Annotated in this window: 22 protein-coding genes; 9 read left to right on the forward strand and 13 right to left on the reverse strand. The window is 65.8% G+C overall.

Annotated features, from left to right (window positions below):
- Positions 1 to 420: 420 nt before the first annotated feature.
- Positions 421 to 672 (forward strand): hypothetical protein, encoded by a 252-nt coding sequence (locus tag IV112_RS20305; protein WP_304006795.1) that lies wholly within the window; start codon positions 421 to 423, stop codon positions 670 to 672.
- 1 nt (position 673) lies between these two features.
- Here IV112_RS20305 and IV112_RS20310 read toward each other — a convergent pair whose 3' ends face one another.
- The 5 genes from IV112_RS20310 to fabI form a co-directional block, all read right to left on the reverse strand.
- On the reverse strand, positions 674 to 2560 hold the full coding sequence (locus IV112_RS20310; protein WP_304006797.1) for an ABC transporter ATP-binding protein: 1887 nt from the start codon (positions 2558 to 2560) through the stop codon (positions 674 to 676).
- A 42-nt stretch (positions 2561 to 2602) separates the two neighbouring features.
- Positions 2603 to 3097, reverse strand: coding sequence for a TPM domain-containing protein (locus IV112_RS20315; protein WP_304006799.1), 495 nt, complete (start codon positions 3095 to 3097; stop codon positions 2603 to 2605).
- A gap of 1 nt (position 3098) precedes the next feature.
- Entirely contained in the window at positions 3099 to 3935 is an 837-nt protein-coding gene (locus IV112_RS20320; RefSeq protein WP_304006802.1) for a TPM domain-containing protein, read from the reverse strand.
- Between the two features lie 4 nt (positions 3936 to 3939).
- On the reverse strand, positions 3940 to 4554 hold the full coding sequence (locus IV112_RS20325; RefSeq protein WP_304006804.1) for a LemA family protein: 615 nt from the start codon (positions 4552 to 4554) through the stop codon (positions 3940 to 3942).
- A gap of 114 nt (positions 4555 to 4668) precedes the next feature.
- Entirely contained in the window at positions 4669 to 5454 is a 786-nt protein-coding gene (gene fabI / locus IV112_RS20330; RefSeq protein ID WP_304006806.1) for an enoyl-ACP reductase FabI, read from the reverse strand.
- Positions 5455 to 5589: 135 nt separating this feature from the next.
- Here fabI and IV112_RS20335 point away from each other — a divergent pair, with 135 nt between their 5' ends.
- Positions 5590 to 6069 (forward strand): ribonuclease HI family protein, encoded by a 480-nt coding sequence (locus IV112_RS20335; RefSeq protein ID WP_304006808.1) that lies wholly within the window; start codon positions 5590 to 5592, stop codon positions 6067 to 6069.
- A 13-nt stretch (positions 6070 to 6082) separates the two neighbouring features.
- On the opposite strand, the gene IV112_RS20340 is transcribed toward IV112_RS20335, so the two are convergent.
- Positions 6083 to 6949 (reverse strand): LysR family transcriptional regulator, encoded by an 867-nt coding sequence (locus IV112_RS20340; protein WP_304006809.1) that lies wholly within the window; start codon positions 6947 to 6949, stop codon positions 6083 to 6085.
- 111 nt (positions 6950 to 7060) lie between these two features.
- Here IV112_RS20340 and IV112_RS20345 point away from each other — a divergent pair, with 111 nt between their 5' ends.
- Positions 7061 to 8065, forward strand: coding sequence for a zinc-dependent alcohol dehydrogenase family protein (locus tag IV112_RS20345; protein WP_304006811.1), 1005 nt, complete (start codon positions 7061 to 7063; stop codon positions 8063 to 8065).
- A gap of 18 nt (positions 8066 to 8083) precedes the next feature.
- On the opposite strand, the gene IV112_RS20350 is transcribed toward IV112_RS20345, so the two are convergent.
- The gene (locus IV112_RS20350; protein WP_304006813.1) at positions 8084 to 9031 is read right to left on the reverse strand and encodes a GlxA family transcriptional regulator; all 948 of its coding nucleotides are present in this window, start codon (positions 9029 to 9031) and stop codon (positions 8084 to 8086) included.
- Positions 9032 to 9136: 105 nt separating this feature from the next.
- On the opposite strand from IV112_RS20350, the gene IV112_RS20355 reads away from it, so the two are divergent.
- A complete protein-coding gene (locus IV112_RS20355) occupies positions 9137 to 9937 on the forward strand; it encodes an SDR family NAD(P)-dependent oxidoreductase (protein WP_304006815.1) in 801 nt (266 codons plus the stop codon).
- Between the two features lie 103 nt (positions 9938 to 10040).
- Here IV112_RS20355 and IV112_RS20360 read toward each other — a convergent pair whose 3' ends face one another.
- Positions 10041 to 10433: an MAPEG family protein gene (locus tag IV112_RS20360; protein WP_304006816.1), complete on the reverse strand. Its 393-nt coding sequence runs from the start codon at positions 10431 to 10433 to the stop codon at positions 10041 to 10043.
- Positions 10434 to 10741: 308 nt separating this feature from the next.
- On the opposite strand from IV112_RS20360, the gene IV112_RS20365 reads away from it, so the two are divergent.
- Entirely contained in the window at positions 10742 to 11362 is a 621-nt protein-coding gene (locus IV112_RS20365; protein WP_304006817.1) for a PEP-CTERM sorting domain-containing protein, read from the forward strand.
- A gap of 232 nt (positions 11363 to 11594) precedes the next feature.
- Positions 11595 to 12134, forward strand: coding sequence for a DnaJ domain-containing protein (locus tag IV112_RS20370; protein WP_304006818.1), 540 nt, complete (start codon positions 11595 to 11597; stop codon positions 12132 to 12134).
- Positions 12135 to 12310: 176 nt separating this feature from the next.
- On the opposite strand, the gene IV112_RS20375 is transcribed toward IV112_RS20370, so the two are convergent.
- Positions 12311 to 14389, reverse strand: a complete 2079-nt coding sequence (locus IV112_RS20375; RefSeq protein WP_304006819.1) for a TonB-dependent receptor family protein — start codon at positions 14387 to 14389, stop codon at positions 12311 to 12313.
- 777 nt (positions 14390 to 15166) lie between these two features.
- On the opposite strand from IV112_RS20375, the gene IV112_RS20380 reads away from it, so the two are divergent.
- Positions 15167 to 17683, forward strand: coding sequence for a LamG-like jellyroll fold domain-containing protein (locus IV112_RS20380; RefSeq protein WP_304006821.1), 2517 nt, complete (start codon positions 15167 to 15169; stop codon positions 17681 to 17683).
- 102 nt (positions 17684 to 17785) lie between these two features.
- Positions 17786 to 18499 carry a PEPxxWA-CTERM sorting domain-containing protein gene (locus IV112_RS20385; protein ID WP_304006823.1) on the forward strand — a complete coding sequence of 238 codons (714 nt, stop codon included), beginning with the start codon at positions 17786 to 17788 and terminating at the stop codon, positions 18497 to 18499.
- A 169-nt stretch (positions 18500 to 18668) separates the two neighbouring features.
- Here IV112_RS20385 and IV112_RS20390 read toward each other — a convergent pair whose 3' ends face one another.
- From IV112_RS20390 to IV112_RS20405, 4 genes are all read right to left on the reverse strand, one after another.
- A complete protein-coding gene (locus tag IV112_RS20390; RefSeq protein ID WP_304006825.1) occupies positions 18669 to 18974 on the reverse strand; it encodes a hypothetical protein in 306 nt (101 codons plus the stop codon).
- Positions 18975 to 19099: 125 nt separating this feature from the next.
- Positions 19100 to 19804 (reverse strand): nuclease-related domain-containing protein, encoded by a 705-nt coding sequence (locus IV112_RS20395; RefSeq protein ID WP_304006828.1) that lies wholly within the window; start codon positions 19802 to 19804, stop codon positions 19100 to 19102.
- A 245-nt stretch (positions 19805 to 20049) separates the two neighbouring features.
- Positions 20050 to 20439 (reverse strand): DUF6228 family protein, encoded by a 390-nt coding sequence (locus IV112_RS20400; protein WP_304006829.1) that lies wholly within the window; start codon positions 20437 to 20439, stop codon positions 20050 to 20052.
- A 311-nt stretch (positions 20440 to 20750) separates the two neighbouring features.
- Positions 20751 to 21521: an SDR family NAD(P)-dependent oxidoreductase gene (locus tag IV112_RS20405; RefSeq protein ID WP_304006831.1), complete on the reverse strand. Its 771-nt coding sequence runs from the start codon at positions 21519 to 21521 to the stop codon at positions 20751 to 20753.
- A 140-nt stretch (positions 21522 to 21661) separates the two neighbouring features.
- Between IV112_RS20405 and IV112_RS20410 the strand changes: the two genes are divergently transcribed.
- A complete protein-coding gene (locus tag IV112_RS20410) occupies positions 21662 to 22561 on the forward strand; it encodes a LysR family transcriptional regulator (protein WP_304006833.1) in 900 nt (299 codons plus the stop codon).
- The last annotated feature ends 275 nt before the right edge of the window (positions 22562 to 22836 follow it).

The raw sequence follows: 22836 nt of genomic DNA on the forward strand, positions 1-22836 counted from the left end.
TTCCTACGCTTGCCAGGGCAGAACATACAAGCGAGCTTGCTCGCGATGGCGGCCTGACGCGAAGCCCGCGGACAGCAGAGGCCGCGTCGCGGCCAAGGCCGCTCCCACAGGGGGCGCGCGCGACCTGCGGGCGGAACCGGGTTCTGTGGGAGGGGTCTTCTGACCCCGACAGCTGCCTTGATCGAAGCCCGCGGACAGCAGAGGCCGCGTCGCGGCCAAGGCCGCGCCCCACAGGGAGTGCCCCGGATCTGCAGCCGGCAGCGCGCAGTCCCGGGACCGGTTCCCGCGATCGATGTTTTCGTTGCACTGCGACAGGAAATCCCCGCGTCGACTTCCTAGACTGAAATCTTTCCGTCAAGCAACCGTGTCATGCTGCTTGCATTGTTGGAGTTCAGACATCCACAACGAAGGGGATGGTCCATGTCACGTATCGCCGATCTGCCGTTTCTGCCGAACGCACTCGAATCCGAATTCATCCCGCCGCTCGAACTGATCGAGCACGGGCAGTTCTACCTCATCTCGTGGGAAACCCAGCTCTCCGCGGCCGTCGCATGGCAGGCGGCAGGCGGCAATGCGGACAACGACGGTGCGACGCTGCAGGCGGTGCCGCCGCGCATCGAGCGGCGTCGGCGGGCCGAGGTGATCGCCTTCGCTGACCGCCGCGCCGCCTGATTCAGACTTCGACCGGCTGCGCCGGGTCTTCGACCACCGCGGCGTCCACCTCGGCCCCGAGGAAACCGCCGCTCTGGTGCGCCCACAGCCGGGCGTAAAGCCCGCCGCAGGCCAGCAGGCTGCGGTGGTCGCCTTCTTCGACGACGCGACCGCGGTCCATCACGATCAGTCTGTCCATCGCTGCGATGGTGGACAGCCGGTGGGCGATCGCCACCACGGTCTTGCCCTCCATCAGACGGTAAAGGCTGGTCTGGATGGCCGCCTCGACCTCGGAGTCGAGCGCGCTGGTCGCTTCGTCGAGCAGCAGGATGGGCGCGTCCTTCAGCATCACGCGGGCGATCGCGATGCGCTGGCGCTGACCGCCGGACAGTTTGACGCCGCGCTCGCCGACATGGGCGTCGTAACCGCGGCGGCCCTTCGGGTCGACCAGACCCATGATGAAGTCGTGCGCCTCGGCGCGCCTGGCGGCTGCGATCATGTCGGCGTCGGTCGCGTCTGGCCGGCCGTACAGGATGTTGTCGCGCACCGAGCGGTGCAGCAGCGAGGTGTCCTGGGTCACCATGCCGATCTGCGCGCGGAGGCTGTCCTGGGTGGCGCTCGCGATGTCCTGCCCGTCAATCAGGATGCGGCCGGACGGCAGGTCGTGGAAGCGCAGCAGCAGGTTGATCAGCGTAGTCTTGCCGGCACCCGAGCGGCCGACCACACCAATCTTTTCGCCCGGGCGGATGTGCAGCGTCAGCCGGTCGATGACCGCGCCGCCGTCCTGGTTGCGCGGCTTTTCGTAGTTGAAGGTGACGTCCTCGATGCGGATGTCGCCGCGCGTCACGTGCAGCGGCTGCGCATCGGGCCGGTCCACCACCGATTGCGCGCGCGACAGCGTATTGATGCCGTCGCGCACGGTGCCCACCTGTTCGAACAGTGACGCCAGTTCCCACATGACCCAGTGTGAAATGCCGTTCAGCCGCAGCGCCATCGCCGTTGCGGCCGCCACCGCGCCGACACCGACCTGACCCTGCATCCACAGCCACAGGGTCATGCCGGCGGTCGAGGCGATCAGCGCCATGCTCAGAATGTGGTTCACCACCTCGAAGCCGGTGACCAGCCGGAACTGCGCGTTGACCGGGCGCATGAACTCGCGCATCGCCTCGCGTGCGTAATCCGATTCGCGGTCGGTGTGCGAGAACAGCTTCACCGTCGCGATATTGGTGTAGGCGTCGGTGATGCGACCGGTCATCAGCGAGCGCGCGTCGGCCTGCGACTGTGCCACCTTGCCCAGCCGCGGCACGAAATACACCATCGCGCACACGTACAGGGCGAGCCAGCCGCCGAAGGGCAGCAGCAGCGTGAGATCGAAGCCGCCTACCACGGTCACCATGGTGACGAAGTAGATGATGATGAACACCAGGATGTCGGCCACGATCATCCAGGTGTCGCGCACCGCCAGCGCGGTCTGCATCACCTTGGCAGCGACGCGGCCGGCGAATTCGTCCTGGTAGAAGCTCATGCTCTGGCCGAGCATGTGGCGGTGGAAATTCCAGCGCAGCCGCATCGGAAAACTGCCGGCCAGCGCCTGGTGCTTGATCAGGGTCTGCAGCGCGATCACCAGCGGGCTGGCGATCAGGATGCCGGCGAGCAGCAGCAGCGTGTCGCCCTCCTGCACCCACAGACGGGCCGGCTCGATCTTGCCGAGCCAGTCAACGATGTCGCCCAGCATGGCGAACAGCAGCGCCTCGAACACGCCGATCAGCGCGGTGCACAGCGTCATCACCGCAATGTAGCCGCGCATGCCCAGCGTGCATGACCAGAGGAAGGCGAACAGGTCGTGCGGTGGCGTCGGCGGCTGGCCGGCGGGGTAGGGATCGATCCGTGTTTCGAAAAACTTCAGCAAGACGCTCTCCGCGCAGGGGCCCTCAGGCTGCGGCCCCGGACCTTACAGGACAAGTACGCGGTCCGGCAGTTCGTTCTTCTTTGTGCCAGCGCCCGGAAAGTGCTGCGCCAGCGTCGCGGTGATCGCCTGCACGCAATGCAGCGCGCCGTCGTGAAACTCGCCGCGGCGGAAACGCGCTTCCAGTTCGGTGCACAAGGCCGCCCAATGTGCGTCCGGCACGCGGGCGCGCACGCCGCGGTCGACCACGATTTCGATATCGTGATCCGCCATCAGCAGATAGATGAGCACGCCGCTGTTGTGTTCGGTGTCCCACACACGCAGTGCCGAGAACACCTCGATCGCGCGCTCGCGCCCGCTCTGGCCGCGCAGCACGGCGAGCGGATGCAGTGCGTTCTCGACGACGAAGCGCAGTTCGCCGGCATGGCGCGCTTCGCTTGCCTCGATCGCCAGCTCGATCGCCTCCAGCGTACGCGCCGGCAACGCGCGGCGCAGCGCCCAGGGCAGGGCGAACAGGTGTCTGAAGAAACGTCCGATCATGTCACCACCGTCCCGAGGCGCCGCCGCCACCGAATCCACCGCCACCGCCGCCGAAGCCGCCTCCGCCGCCGTGACCGAAACCACCGCCGCCACCGAATCCACCGATGCCGCGACCGCCGCCGAACAGCGTGATCAACAGTGCGACGACGCCGGCGACAAGGGCGATCGGCAGCAGCCCGACCACGATCCAGGCGATGAAGCCGACCACACCGCCGGTCGCCAGCGCGCCCGGCAACCGACCCAGCATGGCGCGCAGGACGCCGCCGAGGCCGAGTGCAACGATGAAAAGCATGGGCGCGTACTGTTCGATACCGCCTTCACCGCCCGCCGCGGCGCGCGACGGTTCGGGCAGCGGTTCGCCGTCGATGACGCCGATCATGCGATCCACGCCGGCGCGGATGCCGCCGGCGAAATCGCCCTGGCGGAAGTAGGGCACGATCACGTCGGACACGATGCGCTTGGCCGTGATGTCGGTCAGCGCGCCCTCCAGCCCGTAGCCGACCTCGATGCGCAGCGCGCGGTCGTCCTTGGCCACCAGCAGCAGGGCGCCGTCATCGACGCCCTTGCGCCCGAGCTTCCAGGTTTCGGCCACGCGCAGTGCGTACTGCTCGACCGTCTCCGGCGCCGTCGTCGGCACGACCAGCACCGCGATCTGGCTCCCCTTGCGCTGTTCGAAGTCCTGCAGCGTACGCTCCAGCGCGGCGATGTCGGCGCCGCTCAGCGTCGCCGTCTGGTCGCTCACACGGGCGACCGGCGGCACCGCGAGCTGCGCGAAGGCGCTGGTGGCGACGAGGAGCAGCGCGCCGAGGCCGGCGCGCAGGGCGCGCATCCAGTTCATCTATTTACTGCGCCGGCTTCGGTGCCGCACCGCCGAAATCGACCGTGGGCGGACGCGATATTGCCGCCTCGTTCTCGACCGTGAAACCCGGCTTCACCTGATGGCCGAACATCATCGCGGTCAGGTTGGTGGGGAAGGAGCGCACCGTCACGTTGTAGTCCTGCACCGCCTTGATGTAGCGGTTGCGGGCGACGGCGATGCGGTTCTCGGTGCCTTCGAGCTGCGCCTGCAGGTCGCGGAAATTGGCGTCCGACTTCAGATCCGGGTAGTTCTCGGTCACCACCAGCAGGCGCGACAGCGCGCCCGACAGTTCACCCTGGGCGGCCTGGAATCGTTCGAAGGCCTGCGGATCGTTCAGCAGTTCCGGTGTCGCCTGGATGGCGCCGACGCGCGAGCGCGCTTCGGTCACGCGGGTGAGCACTTCCTTCTCCTGCTCGGCGAAACCCTTGACGGTATTGACGAGATTGGGAATCAGGTCGGCACGGCGCTGGTACTGGTTCAGCACCTCGGCCCAGGCGGCCTTGACCTGTTCGTCACCCGACTGCAGCGTGTTGTAGCCGCAGCCGGACAGCAGCGTGACGGTGAGAAGAGCGAGCAAAGACATCCACAACTTGCGCATTTCCTGCCTCCAGTGACCGGTTTGACCCGGTCTAACATGGGGGCGATTGCCCCCGGATGCAAGAAGGATACAGGCGGGATGTGACGCTGCGGCCGTCCGGCCGCAGCGAACGGATCAATCCACCGCGGTCAGCGCAGTCTGGCTGAAGCCGGCGTCTACATAGGTGACTTCGCCGGTCACGCCGCTGGCGAGGTCGGACAGCAGGAAGGCGGCGACGTTGCCGACTTCCTGGATGGTCACGTTGCGGCGCAGCGGCGCGTTCTTTTCGTTGTAAGCCAGCAGCTTGCCGAAGTTGCCGATGCCGGAGGCGGCCAGCGTCTTGATCGGACCCGCCGACACCGCGTTGGCACGGATGCCCTGCGGGCCGAGGCTGGCCGCGAGGTAGCGCACCGACGCCTCCAGGCTGGCCTTGGCCAGACCCATCACGTTGTAGTTGGGCAGTGCGCGCACCGCGCCCAGGTAGGACAGCGTCAGCACCGAGCCATTGCGGCCCTGCATCATCGGGCGCGCGGCCTTGGCCAGCGCCGGGAAGCTGTAGGCGCTCACTTCGTGCGCGGTGCGGAACGCCTCGCGCGACAGACCGTCGAGAAAGTCGCCGTCCAGCGCTTCGCCCGGAGCGAAAGCGATCGAGTGCACCAGGCCGTCCAGCCCGTCCCACTTCTTCGCCAGTTCGTCGAACAGGCCGGTGATCTGCGCGTCGTCACTGACGTCACAGGGCAGCACGATGTCGGAACCGAACTCCGCGGCCATCTTGGCCACGCGGTCGATGAAGCGGTCGCTCACGTAGGTGAAGGCCAGTTCAGCGCCTTCACGGTGACAGGCCTGGGCGATGCCGTAGGCGATCGAACGGTTGGACAGCAGTCCGGTGATCAGAATTTTCTTGCCGGCGAGAAAGCCCATGTGCGTCTCCAGAATTCCGGCATCCGGCCGGTTGGGGGAGGGCGGATTATAGGGGAAGCCGGCCCGGTCGCCACGCAGCTGCATGGACCTGCGCCGCACGTGGCAACATCGGGCTTTGCACTGCCCCGCCACACCGTGTCCTCACCCCCCGACCCGCACGCCGGGCAAGCCGATGCAGACTGCTGGCAACTGTGGTTCGACGGATGCGCGCTGCCCAACCCGGGCCGGCTCGGGCTCGGTGCGCTCATCGTCGCACCCGACGGCCGGCGCATCGAGCTGTCGCAGCCGGGCAGCCGCCACGGCTGCAGCAACGAAGCCGAACTGGAGGCGCTGAGCCTGGCACTGAACCTCGCTTACGCCGAAGGCGCCCGCCAGGTGCTCGTCACCGGCGACAGCGATTTCGTCGTGCGCCACCTGAAAGGCGAACAGCAGACCTCGGTTGACGTCCTGCGCACCCGGCTGCAGGACATCGACGCCGTACTGGCGCGCTTCGACGCGGTCGAGCTGAAATGGGTGCCGCGCCACCGCAATCGCGACGCCGACCGCCTGTCGCGTGCGGCACTCGGCCTGCCGGACAAGCCGGCGCCGGTGCCTGGGCGCGGACGCCGGCGCTGAACGGCGACGCCACTCAGTACGCGCTGTCCTCGTTGCCTGCCCGCGCGAACACGTGATCGATGAAGGCGCGCAGTCGCGCGAGGTGGCGCAGGTCGCGGTGATAGCCGACGAAGACCTCGCGACCCGGTGGCGTTTCGCCCAGGTCGATGCGGCGAAGCTGCGGCATGCGGTCGCCGAGCAGACAGGGCAGCACCGCCACACCGGCGCCGGCACTGCATTGTGTGGCCTGTGCTTCGCGGCTGTTGCTGGCGAAACCGACGCGGGCGCGGGGCAGCAACCGGCGCAGCCACTGCGCGTCGGGAATGTCGGCGAACGCGCTGTCCATCGTGATGAGGGTGCAGCCGGATCCATCACCGGCCACCGGTTCCGGCACCTGTGGTGCGGTATAGACCGCGTAGTCGAGGCGCATCAGTCGGCGCTGCACGATGTCGGGCTCGTCGAAGGGCGTGATGCGGAACACCAGATCGGCCTCCCGTCGGGCCAGGTTGAACAGCCGGCTGTCGGTGACCAGTTCGACCGAAACGCCCGGGTGTATCTGGCGGAAGGTGGCGATGAGCGGGCTCAGCACGTGCGCGCCGAACCAGTCCGACGACGAGATCCGCAGCAGGCCCTCCAGCACGCCAGCGCGACCGGCCAGCGCGCGTTCCAGTGCGAGCATGTCCTCTTCCACCCGTACCGCATGACTCAGCACCGTTGACCCGGCATCGGTGAGCACCAGACCGTCGCTCGTGCGCTGGAACAGCGTGTGGCCGATGGCGGCTTCTAACGCCCGCAGGCGCCGGCCCATCGTGGGCTGCGTCTGCCCGGTCAGGCGCGCGGCGCCACCCAGCGTTCCGGCCCGGACGATGGCGAGGAATATCTTGAGGTCGCTCCACTCCATGTCGGCTACAGCCCATGCAATTCTGAATGGAGGATGTTCATTTTATTGAATTTACATGCATAGGTGCATGGAAAAGAATGGGTCTCCTTCAACGACTGCGGAGCGAGCGCCATGTACGCCCACACCCCCACCATGCAGGTTCTCACCGTCGAGACCATTGATGGCCCCTTTGTTCGTCGCCAGCAGCCGCGGCCGCAGCCGGCGCCCGGCCAGGTGCTGGTGAAGATCGCCGCCAGCGGCGTCAATCCGCTCGACACGAAGATACGCGCCGGCAAGGCGGCCCATGCGCGACATCCGCTGGCGGCCGTTCTGGGCATGGACATGGCGGGCACCGTGCTGGCCGTGGGTGAGGGCGTGACGCGCTTCCGCCCGGGCGATGCCGTGTTCGGCATGACCGGCGGCGTCGGCGGCGTGCCCGGCACACTGGCCGAATATCAGGCGGTCGACGCCGATCTGCTGGCGCTCAAGCCGGCGGCGCTGTCGATGGCGGACGCGGCCGCGCTGCCGCTGGTCTTCATCACCGCGTGGGAGGGGCTGGTTGACCGCGCCCGGGTGAAGCGGGATGACCGCGTGCTGATTCATGGCGGTGCGGGCGGCGTTGGTCACGTGGCGGTGCAGATCGCCGTTGCGCGCGGCGCGCGCGTCCATGCAACGGTGTCGGCACGTGACATGGAAGCGATGCGGCGCCTGGGTGCCGTGCCCATCGACTACCGCCACGGTGCGGTCGCCGACTATGTGGATGAACACACGGCAGGTGAAGGGTTCGACATCGTTTATGACACCGTAGGCGGGGCGACGCTGGATGCCTCGTTCGCGGCAGTGCGTACCTATGGCGGACACGTGGTGAGCTGCCTGGGTTGGGGCACGCACGCGCTGGCGCCACTGTCCTTCCGCGCGGCCACCTATTCGGGCGTGTTCACGCTGCTGCCGCTGCTGACCGGAAAGGGCCGCGCCCACCACGGCGCCATCCTCGCCGAGGCGGCGCGCATGGCCGCGGCCGGCGAACTGCGCGTGCGGCGAGACGACCGCCGCTTCACGCTGGACGACGTTGAGGCCGCGCATGCGCGGCTGCGTTCGGGCGAGGCGCGCGGCAAGATCGTGATCGAATTCGAATGAGACGGCGCCGCTGCGCGCTCAGGCTGCTGCGCGCGTGCCTCGTCGCACCGCAGCCGGCGGCACGCCGAAACCGCGCATGAAGGCCTCGCGCATGTGGCGACGGTCGCGGAAACCGGTTTCGCGCGCGATCACGTCCAGCGGGTGACGGCTCTGTTCGATCATCAGGCGTGCTGCCTCCAGCCGCAGGCCTTCGACCGCCTTCGCTGGCGACTGACCGGTTTCTGCCGTGAATACGCGGCTGAACTGGCGCGGGCTCAGATGCACCGCCTCGGCCAGTTCCTCGACCGAAAGAGGGCGGTTCAGGTTACGGCGCGCGTAGTCGAGCGCGCTCTGGATGCGGTCGGACTTGGGCGCCAGATCGAGCATTTCCGAGTGCTGGGTCTGGCCGCCGGAACGGCGCTGGTGCATCACCAGCTTGTGCGCCACCGAGCGCGCCACCTCCTCGCCCAGGTCCTTTTCGACCATGGCCAACGCCAGATCGAGGCCGGCGGTCATGCCGGCCGAGGTCCATACCGGACCGTCGATGACGAAGATGCGGTCGTCCTCCATCCGGATGTCCGGAAAGCGCTTCTGCATCTCGCGCGCGAAGGCCCAGTGCGTGGTGGCGCGCCGGCCGTCGAGCAGGCCGGCCTCGGCCAGCATGAAGGCGCCGGTGCACACGCCGGCGACGCGCCGTGCGTGACGGCCGGCGCCGCGCACGAAGTCGCGCAGCGCTGCCGGCACAGGCTGGTCGAGCGGGTTGATGACGCCTGACAGCATCCAGGTGTCGGCGCGGCTGTCCGCATCGAGTGCGCGGGTCGCCACCTGCAGCCCGCCGGACGAACGCACGTTGCCGCCGGTGACCGAGTAGTTCTCCAGCGCATAGAACGGCTTGCCGGTCACGATGTTGGCGAACTCGAACACGGCCTGGGTGGCCAGCGACATGAGCTGGAAGCCTTCGGTCAGTACGAATCCGATGTGGTGCATGGCCGTTTTCAGGTGGTGTCTTAAAATATAACCATAAACGTCATTTGAGACATTCACAAGCGGCCCTAGCATGACCTCACCTTCACACCACACAGGAGAACCGTCATGTCCCGCATCCATCAAGGCACTGCCCTCGTCACCGGCGCTTCGTCCGGCATTGGCGCCCTCTATGCCGACCGCCTCGCGCGTCGTGGCTACGACCTCATTCTGGTCGCCCGCAATCGCGAGCGGCTCAACGCGCTGGCCGGACGTATCACCCGCGACACGCAGCGCGTGGTCGAAGTGATCGTCGCCGATCTGAACGACCGCACGGGCCTGCGCGAGGTCGAACAGACGCTGCGCCAGGACGCAAGCATCACGCTGCTGGTGAACAATGCCGGCGTCGGCACCCACACGCCGCTGCTGGAAAGCAATGTCGACGACATGGAGCGCATGATCGATCTCAACGTGACCGCGCTCACCCGCCTCACCTACGCCGCCGTACCCGGCTTCGTCGCCCGCGCCCGCGGCGCCATCATCAACATTTCGTCCGTCGTCGGCATCGCGCCGGAGACGCTGAACGGCGTGTATGGCGCGAGCAAGGCCTATGTGACCGCACTGACCCAGTCCTTGCAACACGAGCTGGCCGACACGGGCGTCCGCGTGCAGGCCGTGCTGCCGGGTGCGACCGCGACCGATTTCTGGGCCACCGGCGGTCTGCCGGTCGAGCACCTGCCGAGCGAAATCGTCATGCGTGCGGACGATCTGGTCGATGCCGCACTGGTGGGCTTCGACCGCGGCGAGCTGATCACCATTCCGCCGCTGCACGCACTCGATCTGTGGGAGCGCTACGAGTCGGCGCGGCAGGCGATGAGGCCGCAGCTGTCGACCAATGTGCCGGCTGCACGTTACGGCGTCACGGCCTGAGGTCGGTGCCCGGTCCGCGGTGCTGCAGGTGCCGCTCGGTCCGGGTGTGTTCAGCAAGTCGGCGCTGGGCGGCCTTGAGCACTCTGCCGCGAGACACCGCTCGCTATCCGATGAAGAACAGCGCGATGCAGCAGCCCAGTCCGAGCACCCACAGCAGCGAACGCAGGTTCGCGCGATCGGCCAGATAGGCACCGATATAGGCGACGCGCGCGGCGATGAAGGCCACGGCCAGGCCGTCTATCGTGCCCTGCGCGGCCTGCATGCGCTGGGCGACCAGCACGCCTGCGATGAAGATGGGCAGCGCCTCGAAGCTGTTCATCTGCGCCGCATGCGCCCGCGCCGGCAAACCCTGCAGCGTGGCCAGCCACTGCCGCGGGTTGTGATTGTCGAATCCGCCCTCGCGGCGCGGTTTGCCGAAGCCCTTCTGCTTGGCGATCCAGGCGCAGACGATGGGCAGCAGGCAGGCGATCAGGATGCAGAGTTCGGCGATGGTCATGGTGGGTTCGTGGTCCGGCGCAGGGGCGCAGTTCAGGGGGAGCAGCACGCGGCCCGCATTGTCGCGCAGTCACGCCGAGGCCGCGACACCGGGCTTGTTCCTGGCCGCCGCGCCACCGCTGTAGGCGAATTCCGACAGCGCGTCCGGCACGGGAACCGGAGCGCGAGCGCCCGGCTCTACGGAACGCTTCGTGCGCTCACGAAGTCGCGCCCGGTCTTCGACGCTGACGGCCGGATGTGCAGGGAGGATAGACAACAACACCGGCACCGCCGGAATCCAATCCATCTATCCACAGGAGCGTCAGTCCCATGATGAAGAAGCTTGCAGTCTCCGCCGCGCTCGCGGCTCTCGCCGCCGCGCCGCTGTCCGCATCCGCCAACACTCCGGTCTCGCCGATCGGCCCCACCGTCACCGTACTGACCGCGACCCCCACGCTGGTCGGCGCCGGTGTCGGTGTCAGCGCCCTGGGCACCGGTTCGCTCAGTTTCGACGCCTCGGGCAACGCGGTCGGACTGTTCCCGATCACCGGCGGTTTTCTCGACCCGGATCTGTCCAACGCCAAGATCGAGCATGTCGGCAGCGGCCTGCGTCTGTCGCGCAGCGGCGTCGATGTCGATCTCGAGAATTTCCTGATCGACACCACGCTGGCACAGGACACCATCTTCGGTCAGGTGACGGTGGGCAGCACCGTGCTGAACGACGTTCCGCTGTTCACGCTGAGCGGCCTCAACCTGTTCCTGTCGGACACCGCCGGAGCCGCGCTGAACAGCTTTCTCGGCATTCCGAATCTCGCCGGTGCCCAGCTCGGCTTCGCGCTGACCAGCCCGGTCGCGGCCGTTCCCGAGCCCGAGACCTACGCGATGATGATCGCCGGCCTTGGCGCCATCGCGGTGATGGCGCGCCGCCGGCAGCAGGCCCTGAAGGCCTGACGCAGGGCCACTGAGTCGGGAAGGGCGGCGAAGTCGCGGTCCTTCCCGGCCGGTCGTGGTGTGCGATTTGCTTCTGCCACGGAGTCGCCCTCGAGAAGCGCCAGACCGGCCAATTCCGTCATGTTTGCTCCAATCCGCCCTGCACGCTCAGCGAGCATCGGTGAGTGCCGTGCCGATGCAGTCATTGCATCGGCATTCCGCTGCCTGACCGAAGGATGGCCGGAGGTCGCCCATGCACGATGACGCCCGAGCTGTCGATGCGGACGAGTGGGTCATCTGGAACGGCGCGGCCGGGCTGCTCATGACGGCGGCCACCGGTCGCATCGAAGTGGATGCCGGAGGAGGCCGGACGGCCTGGCTGGCCCGGCCCTTCGACATGGTCGGGCCGTTCAGTCTCGACGAACTGGAAACCCGCGGCCGCATCGACTTCGCCGCATGCATCGTCATGTCGCGCCAGCGCTGGCAGGAAGATCAGGCCGGTTTGCGCCGGCACGCCTATGAAAGGCGCCGTGAGGCGCAGGCGCGTATGGCGGCGGAACAGGCACGCTTCAACGACGGTGGAGGCTGGAACGGGCGCCCGATGCCCGCCGACGACCGGCCGCATCGCGAGGCGCTGAACCTGCCGCTCGACGGGGCGCTCGATCCGGCCCGGATCAAGGCCGCCTTCCGCCGGCTGGCGCAGAAAGCGCACCCGGACGTGGGCGGCAGCCACGAACAGTTTGTCCGGATCAGCAGAGCGAGGGATGTGCTGCTCGACGGCGTGACGCCGTGACGGGTTACGCTGCGGCCGGCATGGCCCACCGCAGAATCACCTCTCCGGCCGGCATGCGGGCCGGGCAGGCGCAGCGGCCCTCTGCCGAGGGCGACCGGCCTTCCCGTAGCGCATGAGGGCAGCAGGTCGCGGCTGCGAACCTGCTGCGCCGTCCGGTCTAGGTCGCTGACGGGCGATCAGAAGGCGTACCGGGCACCGAGTTCGAAGAAGCGCTCCGGCCCGGCGTAGATGCCCTGGCGCAGACTCGCGATGTAACGCTCGTCGGTGAGGTTCTTGATCGCGCCGAACACCCTGAACTGCTTGTTCACGTCGTAGCTCGCCGTGAGGTCGAAGGTGTAGTAGCTGTCCAGCTTGCCTTTCCAGATCGCGTTGCCGCTGCCGGTGATCGGCTCGCTGTTGTCGCCGTCGCCGTACTGCTCGTCGACGTAGCGACCGATGAGGGCGGTCCGCAGCGGGCCTTGCGTGTAGGCCAGCGTCACGTTTGCCAGCCATTCGGGCGAGTAGGGCAGGCGATTGCCGCGCAGGATGCCGCCGCCGCGGTCCTCGCGGTAGTCCGCCGTCGGAATCCAGGTCATGTTCGCGTCGAGGCTGATGCCGCTGGCCCATGCGTAACCGAAGGCCGCTTCCATGCCGCGATGCATCGTGCTGCCGGCGTTGGCGTTGGTCAGCCCGCCGCTGATGGCCGGCGTGATCTGGTTGTCGAAGTCCATCTGGAAGGCGGTGACTTCGTAGCGCGCCCGGCCGCTGCGGCCACGCACGCCCACCTCGATGTTGTTCGACCGCTCCGCGTCCAGCTGCTGATCGACGCCGGTCACGATGGACTGACTGTTGAGCGGTGGCGAAAAGGCCTTGTAGACGCTGCCGTACAGCTGAGCCTCGTCGGTCAGCCTGTAGGTCGCACCGACGCCCGGGAGGTATTCCGTATTGGAACTTTTCCCGTCGTTGGCGCTGTTTCGGCGGTCGCGCCGCTTCTGTTCGTAGTTCTCGATGCGCAGACCCGGCGTGATCGAAAGACGGTCGGTCACGTCGAAGCGGTTCTGGACGAACAGGGCGTAGCTCACGGCCGAGTCCACGCGGTCGGTCGAGATCGTTCCGCTGCGCGGGTTGGCGCGGGTGGCGTTGATCTGCTGATCGACCATTTCCTCGTCCATGATGCGGATGCCGATTTCGGCCTGATTGCCGATGCCGAAAATGCTGTGATTGACCGTGAGACGGGAATCCAGGCCGACGCGCTCGAACGAGCGGTTGTTGCCCGCGACGTTATCGGTGTAGACCCAGCGCCCGGCAGCGAGCGAGGCGGCGTTATTGACCGCAAAACGCCAGTAGTCGCGGTTCATTTCGCTCCAGTAGACGAGCGTGCTGAGCGACACGTCCGGGCTGATTTCCCACAGGTGATTCAGATCGAAGGACTTGCGCTCGGTCAGGAAGTAGTCGTCCGGTGCCGGGTTGTACTTCGCGCCGGCCTTGTACTCGCCCAGGAACAGACCGCGGTAGGAAATGTTGGCGTCGTTCTTGTGATAGGTGAACTTGGCGCCCAGCCACTGCTTGTCACCCAGCTGCATGCCGCCCTTCAGCATCAGGTCTTCCATGTCGAAGCCCTTGTTCTGGAAACCGTCGCTCTCGGCGCGGGTGTAGAACAGGCCCACCTTGGCTTCGCCCGACGGCGTCTGGGTACCGGCCTCCACATTGGTTTCCCGGTACTGGTGCGAACCGACCCGCCCGGAAATCGCAAAGCCGTCGATCGGGTCCTTCGTCTTGTAGTTGACGACGCCGCCGATGGTGTTGGGGCCATAGCGCAGTGCCGCTGCGCCCTTGAGCACCTCGATTTCCGACATGCGCTGGATGCGCGGGTTGTAGTAGCGGCCGTTGCCGACGAACAGGCCCGGTGCGACCGGAACGCCATCTTCAAGGATGAGCGACTTGTAGTCGGCCGCGCTCAGGCCGCGAATGCCGATGTTGGCCACGATGCCGCTTTCCTCTTCACCCTTGATGTGCACGCCGGGCACCGTGCGCAGTGCGTCTTCGGTCGACAGCGGCTGGATCTGCTCGATCTGGGTGGGGCCGACGATGCTGACCGAGCCGGGTTGTTGCTCGATCGCATTCTCGCCACCGGCAATGATGTCGATGCGTGGCAAGAGAATGCTCTCTGCATGGGCAGCCAGCGGGGCCTGCATCACGGCCGCGACGGCGAGCGCCACCGTCGTCTTGCGGATGGGCCGGGTCGGCGGGCGAAGGCCGCAGAGCGTGCTTTGCATTCGTTACTCCTATGTCGGATGGATGGGCTTGGAAACGTGCGCGGAACGTGTCCGCAAGGTCGGAGGGCGGGTCGTCAGGTATCGACTCGGTACACAATCTTAAAAATACTTTACAAATGATAACAACTCGCATTCCATTCGTCGAACGCACTGGTCTGAGCTGACGGTGCGCAGAGACGGCCCGCATTCCATGCGTGGGCAGAGCGGCAGGAGCGTAGCAAGCGAAGCGGCCGCGTCGGGCAGCGCTCAACGATACAGAGGCAGGGTTGCCGGCGAGTTGCGCCGTCGTCCGCTGGGCGGGTTGCAGTCTTCGATGCAGCGCAGGCGCGAGCACGCTCGCGCCGACGGAGCCGCGGTTCGGGACGCCCGGCCGGGAGGGCTTTTCGGCGGAGCGACTCCTGGCCGCGAGGGCGCGTAGCCGGTGTCCAACTCCGCTTGCCGGCTCGAACGCGGTGTCCGCTGCGACAGGTCCTCGGCCGGCAAGTCGAGCACCGGCACCTCCGGATCGAACGACTGTGTCGATCTCCCGATGCGCACAGTTGTCGCCGTGACACGCGCCGCGCTCGTCCTGAACGATGCGACGCTCCGCGGCGCAGTTCCGCCGTCCGGCGCGGATCTCAGCCGAACCTCATCTACGCCGCGGGCATACCGATGAGCCGATCGGCCTAGCCATCGCGCGCCACCGAGTCATTGCATAGTCATCCGTGCTTTTGAGAATCGTTTAGCGGCCTAGCCCGACGCCAACCGCATCCCCAAAAACAGATTCCTGGAGCACTCATGTCAACGTTGAAACTCACCGTGTCGGCGCTGGTCTCGGCCGGCCTGCTGACGCTGGGCGGGCCTGCCCACGCGCTGTCCAGCTTCGGCCTCGCCGTCCTGCCGGATACCCAGTTCTATTCGCGCTACGCGACACCTGCCGAAGGCAGCCAGTTCTCGAACCGCTACGGCAGCGAACCCTATATGGCGCAGACGCAATGGCTGGCGCAGCATGCGCGCGCGCTCGGCATTCCGTTCGTCGTGCATCTGGGCGACGTCGTCGACCAGCAGGACAAACCCGCACAGTGGGGCGTGGCCGACAATGCGATGAAGGTGCTGGAACAGGCCGGCCTGCCGTATTCCATCCTGGCCGGCAACCACGACGTCACCAATGGCTGCGGCTACAACGGCAGCCAGAGCGACTGCACCGACGCGCAGCGCAATCTGGCGAACGAGCCCTATCTGCGCTGGTTCCCGACCACCCGTGCGCAGCAGAACGCCACCTTCGGCGGTCGCGACGCGAGCGGCTTTCACGAGTACCACGTGTTCGAGGCGCAGGGTCAGCGCTTCATGGTGCTGGCACTGTCGTGGCGCGTGTCCGACGCCGGTTTCGCCTGGGCGCGCGAAGTGATGCGCGCCAACCCGACGCTGCCCGTCATCGTCACCACGCACGATGCGCTCGCCATCGAGAGCGACGGCAAGACCGCCAGGCAGACGCCCTACAGCGAACTGCTGTGGGAACGCCTGATCCGCGACAACGACCAGATCTTCATGGTGATCAACGGTCACAACCACGGTGCCGCACGCACCACGCGCGTGAATGACTTCGGCAACAAGGTCGAGCAGTTCGTCGTCGATTACCAGATGGCCTATCAGGGCGGCAACGGCTATATGCGCGTGTACGAGTTCGATCTCGGCGCCAACCAGATCAAGGCCCTGTCCTTCTCGCCCTGGGTGCCGCAGAAGCCGCAGAACACGCTGAACCAGTTCGACGTCGCGGTGCTGACCGACGAGAACAATGAGTTCTCGATTCCGATGAATTTCGCCGAGCGCTTCCGCCGCTTCAACCCGCAGTTCGCCGCCGGTCAGGACAACCGCGAGGAGCCGCTGGTCGAGACCGTGCGCGAACTCATCCTGGCCGAGTACGACGACATCGAGCCGACCGTGCCTGTCGAGCCTTTCGACGCCGACGACTACGCGCGCGCCCCGAACACGCTGGCCCACTGGCGCTTCACCGGCACGCCGGGTACGCCGGTGGCCGACGGCGGTCGCGTCGAAGACATGACGGGTCGCAATCCGCTGGTGCGTGTGCCGCTCGAACGTGGCGCGCTGATCGAAGATGCGAAGTGGTCGGACGACCACCACGCACTGTCGGCGGCGAAGGGCAGCGTGTGTTTCGATGGCAACTCGAACCAGGGTGTGCGCCAGAGCTTCTTCCAGACGCTGCAGGGCGCGCCGCTGAACGACGACATGCTGCGCAAGGGCTACACCGTCGAAGCGATCGTCAAGTTCTCGAAGGACTGGACCGCCGCCCGCAACCAGTGGATGACCGTGATGTCGCGCTTCGGTACGCGCGGCGACCTGCAGGGCTTCCTCGGCGGCTGGAAGGGGTCGTCCACGCTGCAGTTCGCGGTGTCCAACCTGCGCGAATTCCAGTGGGAGCCCACCATCTTCACCGGCGGCGCCGCATGGGTGAGCTGCGCCAGCGAAAACCAGACCTGCTCCTTCCCGGGCACGGCGCAGGTGCGCTACGGCGCCAACGGCCGCTTCAACACGCGCACCGCGACCGGCAGCATCCAGTGCAGCAACGCGGTGTTCGGCGATCCGATCTCCGGCACCGCCAAGTCGTGCGCCTACCTGACCGAGAACACGTACAACTCGAAGACCAACTGGTCTGGCGAAATCATGCTGGATACCTGGCAGCACGTCGCCATCGTGAATGACCCGGTCAGCCGTGACACCACGATGTACGTGGCCGGTGCGCCGGTGCTGCGCAACGTGCAGGCGGCCGACGGCGTGGCCGGCTTTGCCGGCACGCCCTGGCTGATCGGCGGTCACGCCACGGCCGGCGGCAGCGCCAACGGCTTCCTCGGCTGCATCAACGAAGTGCGCATCACCGAAGGCGCACTGACGCCGGAGCAGTGGCTCACCGCGCGCAAGACCCGCGTCAGCGGCACCGGCGGCCGTCAGGCCATCACCGGCACCGACGGCGACGACCTCATCGTCGGCAACGCCGCGGCTGACACCATCACCGGCAAGGGCGGCGCCGACACCTTCGTCTATCGCTCGCTGCGCGACGGCGTCGACACCATCACCGACTTCGTGCCCGGTGAGGACAGGCTGAACCTGCGCGGCGTGCTCGCTTCGGTCGGCTACGCCGGTGCCGACGCACTGGCCGATGGCCGGGTGCGCGTGATCGACAGCGCCGCCGGCGCGGTCGTGCAGGTCGACGCCGGTGCCGGCGCCTTCCGCAACCTGGTCGTGCTGCGCGGCATCAGTGCCGCCCAGGCCGCCGCGGCCGCGAACTTCGCCTACTGAGTGACCCGCGCACGTAACGCACTGCACTGAGCTGAAAGAGGGCGGGCCACCCGGTTGCCACCGCGGGCCCGCCCGACATACCGACTGACCAAGGACTGAATCATGAAACTGAAAGCACTGATCCCCGCGCTCGCACTGTCATTTGCAGCGCCGTTTGCCTCCGCCGCCACCTTCAGCGATACCTTCGACACCGGCCTGTCCGGCTGGACGGCGCTGGGCGATGTCACCCTCGTCAATGGCACGGTCGCACTGACCACCGCCAGCGCGACCTTCGAAGACGACATCGGTCTCGCGCTGAACCTGTCGGGCCACGATCCGCTGGCCGTCGGCATGCCCGATGGCCTGGAACAGGGCCTGAGCCTGCCGCTGGGCGCACTCGACGGCGACGCGCTGTCGCAGGCCACCGAAGGCTCGGCGCTGGTGCGCACCTTCAGCGTGACCGCCGGCGATCGCCTGCGCTTCGACTGGATGCTGTCGACTGTCGATACCGCCGAAACGGGTTTCGGTCTGGACTACGCCTTCGTCGTGATCGGCGGCCAGCGCATCGATCTGGGCACCGCCGCCTCGGCCACCCCGTCTGGCAACGCGCCTTACGCCGCCCATACCGGATGGTCGACCTTCGAATACGTGTTCACCGGCAGCGGCTCGGTCACGCTGGGCGTCGGCGTGGTCGACGTGCTCGACTACACGGCGAGCAGCCAGCTGCAGCTCGACAACTTCTCGATCGCCGCCGTGCCCGAACCCGAAACCTACGCAATGCTGATCGCCGGCCTCGGCCTGATCGGTGCTGCTGCCCGTCGTCGCGCACGCGACTGATTCCGGGGCGTGTCGCAGTGAAGAGGGGCTGGCGGGGCGTGTGTCCCGCCAGCCCTTTTCCTACTGGAGCCGGAAACGTGCGTCGGACGAGGAAGGACACGCCCGGTCGCAGCGTGCCGCGGGGATGTCGCTCAGGAAGTTCCGGCTTCTCGCGGCGCGTCGCAGTCCCTTACTTGAAGCGGCATTGCCTGAGCTGATCGTCATATTTACCGCCGGCATCCAGGCACCGGTCCATATCGGCCGATGCAGAAATCTCTCCCCAAGCTGCCCACGCGGCCGTCGCGAGCGTTATCCAGAACAGGATGCCGACAACCGCGACGCGCATGCCGTCCGGATCGACGTCCTTGCTGAACAGCCGGCAGATGAGATAGCCCGGCCCTTTGACGATGACTTCCGCGACGAGGTCGATCAGAACCTGTCCAACGAAGCGGAAGGCGCTGCTGAGGACTTCGCTGGCGATTTCTCCGAGGGGCATGGGGAACTGATCGCGAGAGGATGAGAAAACGGGGCCCGTCTCCTATGACGTTCGCAGGATAGGCCTACAGAGCAATGCGGGCAGGATCCCTTAATGTTGCGCGTCGGCCTTTCAGCTCGTAGGGGTTAGTCGTCATCGTCATACTTCTTTCTGAGACTTTGAATGTGTTCCACGTCGGTCTTGCGAGTGACCGCAAGGCGCTCAGTCTCAAGCCGACCCACACAGAACTGCACCCGATTGATCGACATCACTTCATCGGAGTGCCCACGCACGTACCCGATAAACTCGGGAATTCGAAATACTCCGCGGGGGATTGCAGTCTTGAACTGGGCATCGCCGGCGAAGACAACAGCCGACGTGATGGCGTCGGGAGGCAAGAAATCAAGTAGCTGTTGCACCGCCAAGACGTGCCAGCGATTCTTAACTATCGGGTTCTGAAACCTAAACCTCCAATGGAACAGTACCTGGGTCCACTTTGCCTGATCTTCATTGGCGAAAAGCCATCCCTTGTAATCCTTCGTCTCGATAACGAAGACGCCAAACCTGGAGACAAGGATGTGATCAATCTGAGTGGTTCTGCCATTCACCCGGAGAGTGATGTGATTCATCAGATGGTAATCGGGTGGAGAAAAGTTCGATAGCACAAAGCGGGACAGCAGTACTTCGCCACGATTCTGAAATGAAGGTGTGGCCGATCCTCGATTGCTTCTTATTCGGCCGATGGCGAATCCGACGAGAAGTGCGAGGAAGACATAGATCAGCGTCCTCTGGTCTAGCTTCCAATCAAGCAGAAGCTGCGAAAGCCGTCGGACTATTTCGTTCAGTGACAAAGCCAAGTCCTATGCGCGAGGGGATGGGCTAGATATCTGTCGCTGCGTGTCCGCGTCGAAGACTTCTTGGGCCGTGGCATAAATGAGGTCTGTCCCCTATAACACTAGGAGAGGTGATGCGGAATCATAACAACGGCATGTGAACGGGTGAGGGTGGGGAGGGGTTTTCTACAGCCTCAACGCAGAGTTAACCGGCGCGCGCCGTCGTTGCGCGCGTCCGGGTTGAACGACGTGTTAGAAGCCATTTAGCCAAGAAAGAACTTATGCATATTCTTTGCAATCTCGTCCATTAGACCAGCTTCGAGGTTCAAGGTAGGCTCTGCTTTCCAGGGCTCCATACCTTCGAATTGAACAAAGAAAAGTTTGATTCTCACGTGGCCTTGCCGGTCCGAACTACAGGAAAGCCCAAACTCGCCTTCAATAGAAGTCCACGTTTGCTCGCCCTCCCAGCCCTTCCATTCCTTTGCCATGTACTCGAAGAGATTCACTAAAAATTCGCAGTCGGTGTAACCCCAAACTCTTCTAGACGTCCGCAACTCTGGACTTTCAAAGGAGGCGGTAAAGTAGTCTCCCTCTATATTTGAGAATATAAGCTTCGCGGCGGTATCTGCTGACTTAATCGCGACTTCATTCATGAGTGTTTGGGTTCTAACTTTGTTTTCTGGCGCAGTTTTGCGCCACAACTATGGCCGGTGCCGGATAAACGGGCAGGTGTGAGCGGACGGAAACGCGCGTCGCGGCGTCGTTCTGGATATTTCGACTGTTCATTCATACAGTATTAAATGAATGTAAAAAACCTCACCCCTTGATGCCGTCCGGTTTTTGATCACTGTACCGGAACATGCATCTGCCATCTACGCGGTCTACGGCTTCACGTACCGGGGACCGACCGGGCTCGTCGCGCGAGTGGCGAGATCGTCCCGTTCGGTCCTCGGCGCCGGCCGGATCAGAGGTAAATGCCGCCCGCTACCTCGATCCGCTGACCGTTGATCCAGCGCCCGCCGTCCGACAGCAGGGCGGCGACGGCGGCGCCGATGTCGTCGGGGAGGCCGACGCGGCCGAGGGCGGTCTGGTCGGCGATGGCGCTGTTCATCTGCGGGGTGTCGCGCACCATGCCGCCGGCAAAGTCGGTTTCGATGGCGCCCGGTGCCAGCGTGTTCACGGCAATGCGGCGCGCGCCCAGCTCACGCGCCATGTAGCGCGTCAGCACTTCGACGCCGCCCTTCATCGCGGCGTAGGCGGCGAAGCCGGGCAGGCTGAAGCGGGCCAGGCCTGAGGACACGTTCAGGATGCGGCCGCCGTCGGCGATCAGCGGCAGCAGCGCCTGGGTCAGGAAGAAGGGCGCTTTCAGGTGGATGCGGAACAGTTCGTCGAACTGCGCTTCGGTGGTGTCTGCGAACGCGGCATGGATGCCGATGCCGGCGTTGTTCACCAGATAGTCGAAGGCGTCGCGTTGCCACTGCTGGCCGAGCGCCGACTTCAGCGCGTCGGCAAAGCCGGCGAAGCCTGCGCTGTCGGCGACGTCGAGTTGCAGCACGAGGGCACGGGCGCCTTCTGCGATCACCTCGCTGGCAGCGGCTTCCGCCTCGCCGCGATGGCTGCGGTAGGTGATCACGACATCCACGCCCTGGCGGGCGAGGTGCAGTGCCATGTTGCGGCCGAGGCCACGGCTGCTGCCGGTGATGAGGGCGATCTTGCGGTCTGCGTTCGTGCTCATGGATATCTCCTGGTAGCGAGGTCTGAAGGTGTGCGACGGGTAGGTCGCCAGCACGGATGCAGTCTATTGATCTGTTTTGTTGAGATAAACGCGGCCAGCTTTGTTATTCTGTTCATAATATTTGGACAATAAGGCTGCTCATGGACCAGATCGAAGCGATGCGCATCTATTCCCGGGTCGCCGAACTGGGCAGCTTCACCGCCACCGCCGAGAACCTGGGACTGCTCAAATCGACGGTGTCGAATGCGGTGCAGCAGCTGGAGAGCGCGCTCGGTACGAGACTGTTTCATCGCACCACGCGCAAGGTGCAGCTCACCCAGGACGGCCAGGCCTATTACGAGCGCTGTCGCGACCTGATTGCCGACTTCGACGAACTGAATGCGCTGTTTGCCGCCGGCGGACAGGCGGATCTTCGGGGCCGGCTGCGCGTCGATCTGCCGCTCGCGTTCGCGCGCGATCTGGTCATTCCACGCCTGCCGGAATTCCTGGCGCGTCACCCGCAGCTGGAAATCGAGGTGAGCAGCACCGACCGGCGGGTCGATCTGGTGCGCGAGGGCTTCGACTGCGTGCTGCGCGTGGGCGCGGTCGGCGACCACAGCCTGATCGCGGTGCCGCTCGGGTGCTTCGAACAGTTCAACTGCGCCAGCCTTGCCTACCTTGAACAGCACGGCACGCCGCGCACGCTGGCCGACCTGTCGATGCACCGGCTGGTCCATTACGCGCAGACGCTGGGCACGCGTCCGTCCGGCTTCGAGTATGTGTCGCCGGACAGTGGCGAAGTGCTGACGGTACCGATGCAGGGCGTCATCACGGTCAACAACTCCGACGCCTACCGCGAAGCCTGCCGCGCCGGATTCGGGATCATCCAGGCGCCGCGCGTCGGCCGCTATCTGAACGACGATACGCTGGTCGAAATCCTGCCCGACTACCGTGCCCCGTCCTTGCCGATCAGTCTGGTCTATGCCAACCGCCGCCATCTGCCGCTGCGGGTGAAGGCCTTCATCGAGTGGATGAAGGCAGTGATGTCCGAAAGGATGTGAGCCGGCCGCACGGATGCCGGTGATCTCCCATGACGGCCGCAATCGCGAGCAAGCTCGCTCCCACAGTTGTCCGCACAGGAATGTGCGAGGGACCGCTGTGGGAGGCAGCCGATGTTGCCGACCGGGCCCTGATCCGGCGGCGCGCACTGACCACCGCCGCTGTCGGGGTCAGAAGACCCCTCCTACAAAATCGTCGCTCCGGCCGCCGATCGGGCACGTCTCCCTGTAGATACTGTTATCCGAGTCAAGCACCGTGAGCGGTTGGGTCGAAAGGT

The sequence above is a fragment of the Methyloversatilis discipulorum genome, from assembly GCF_018780585.1.
Classification (GTDB): Bacteria; Pseudomonadota; Gammaproteobacteria; order Burkholderiales; family Rhodocyclaceae; genus Methyloversatilis; species Methyloversatilis discipulorum_B.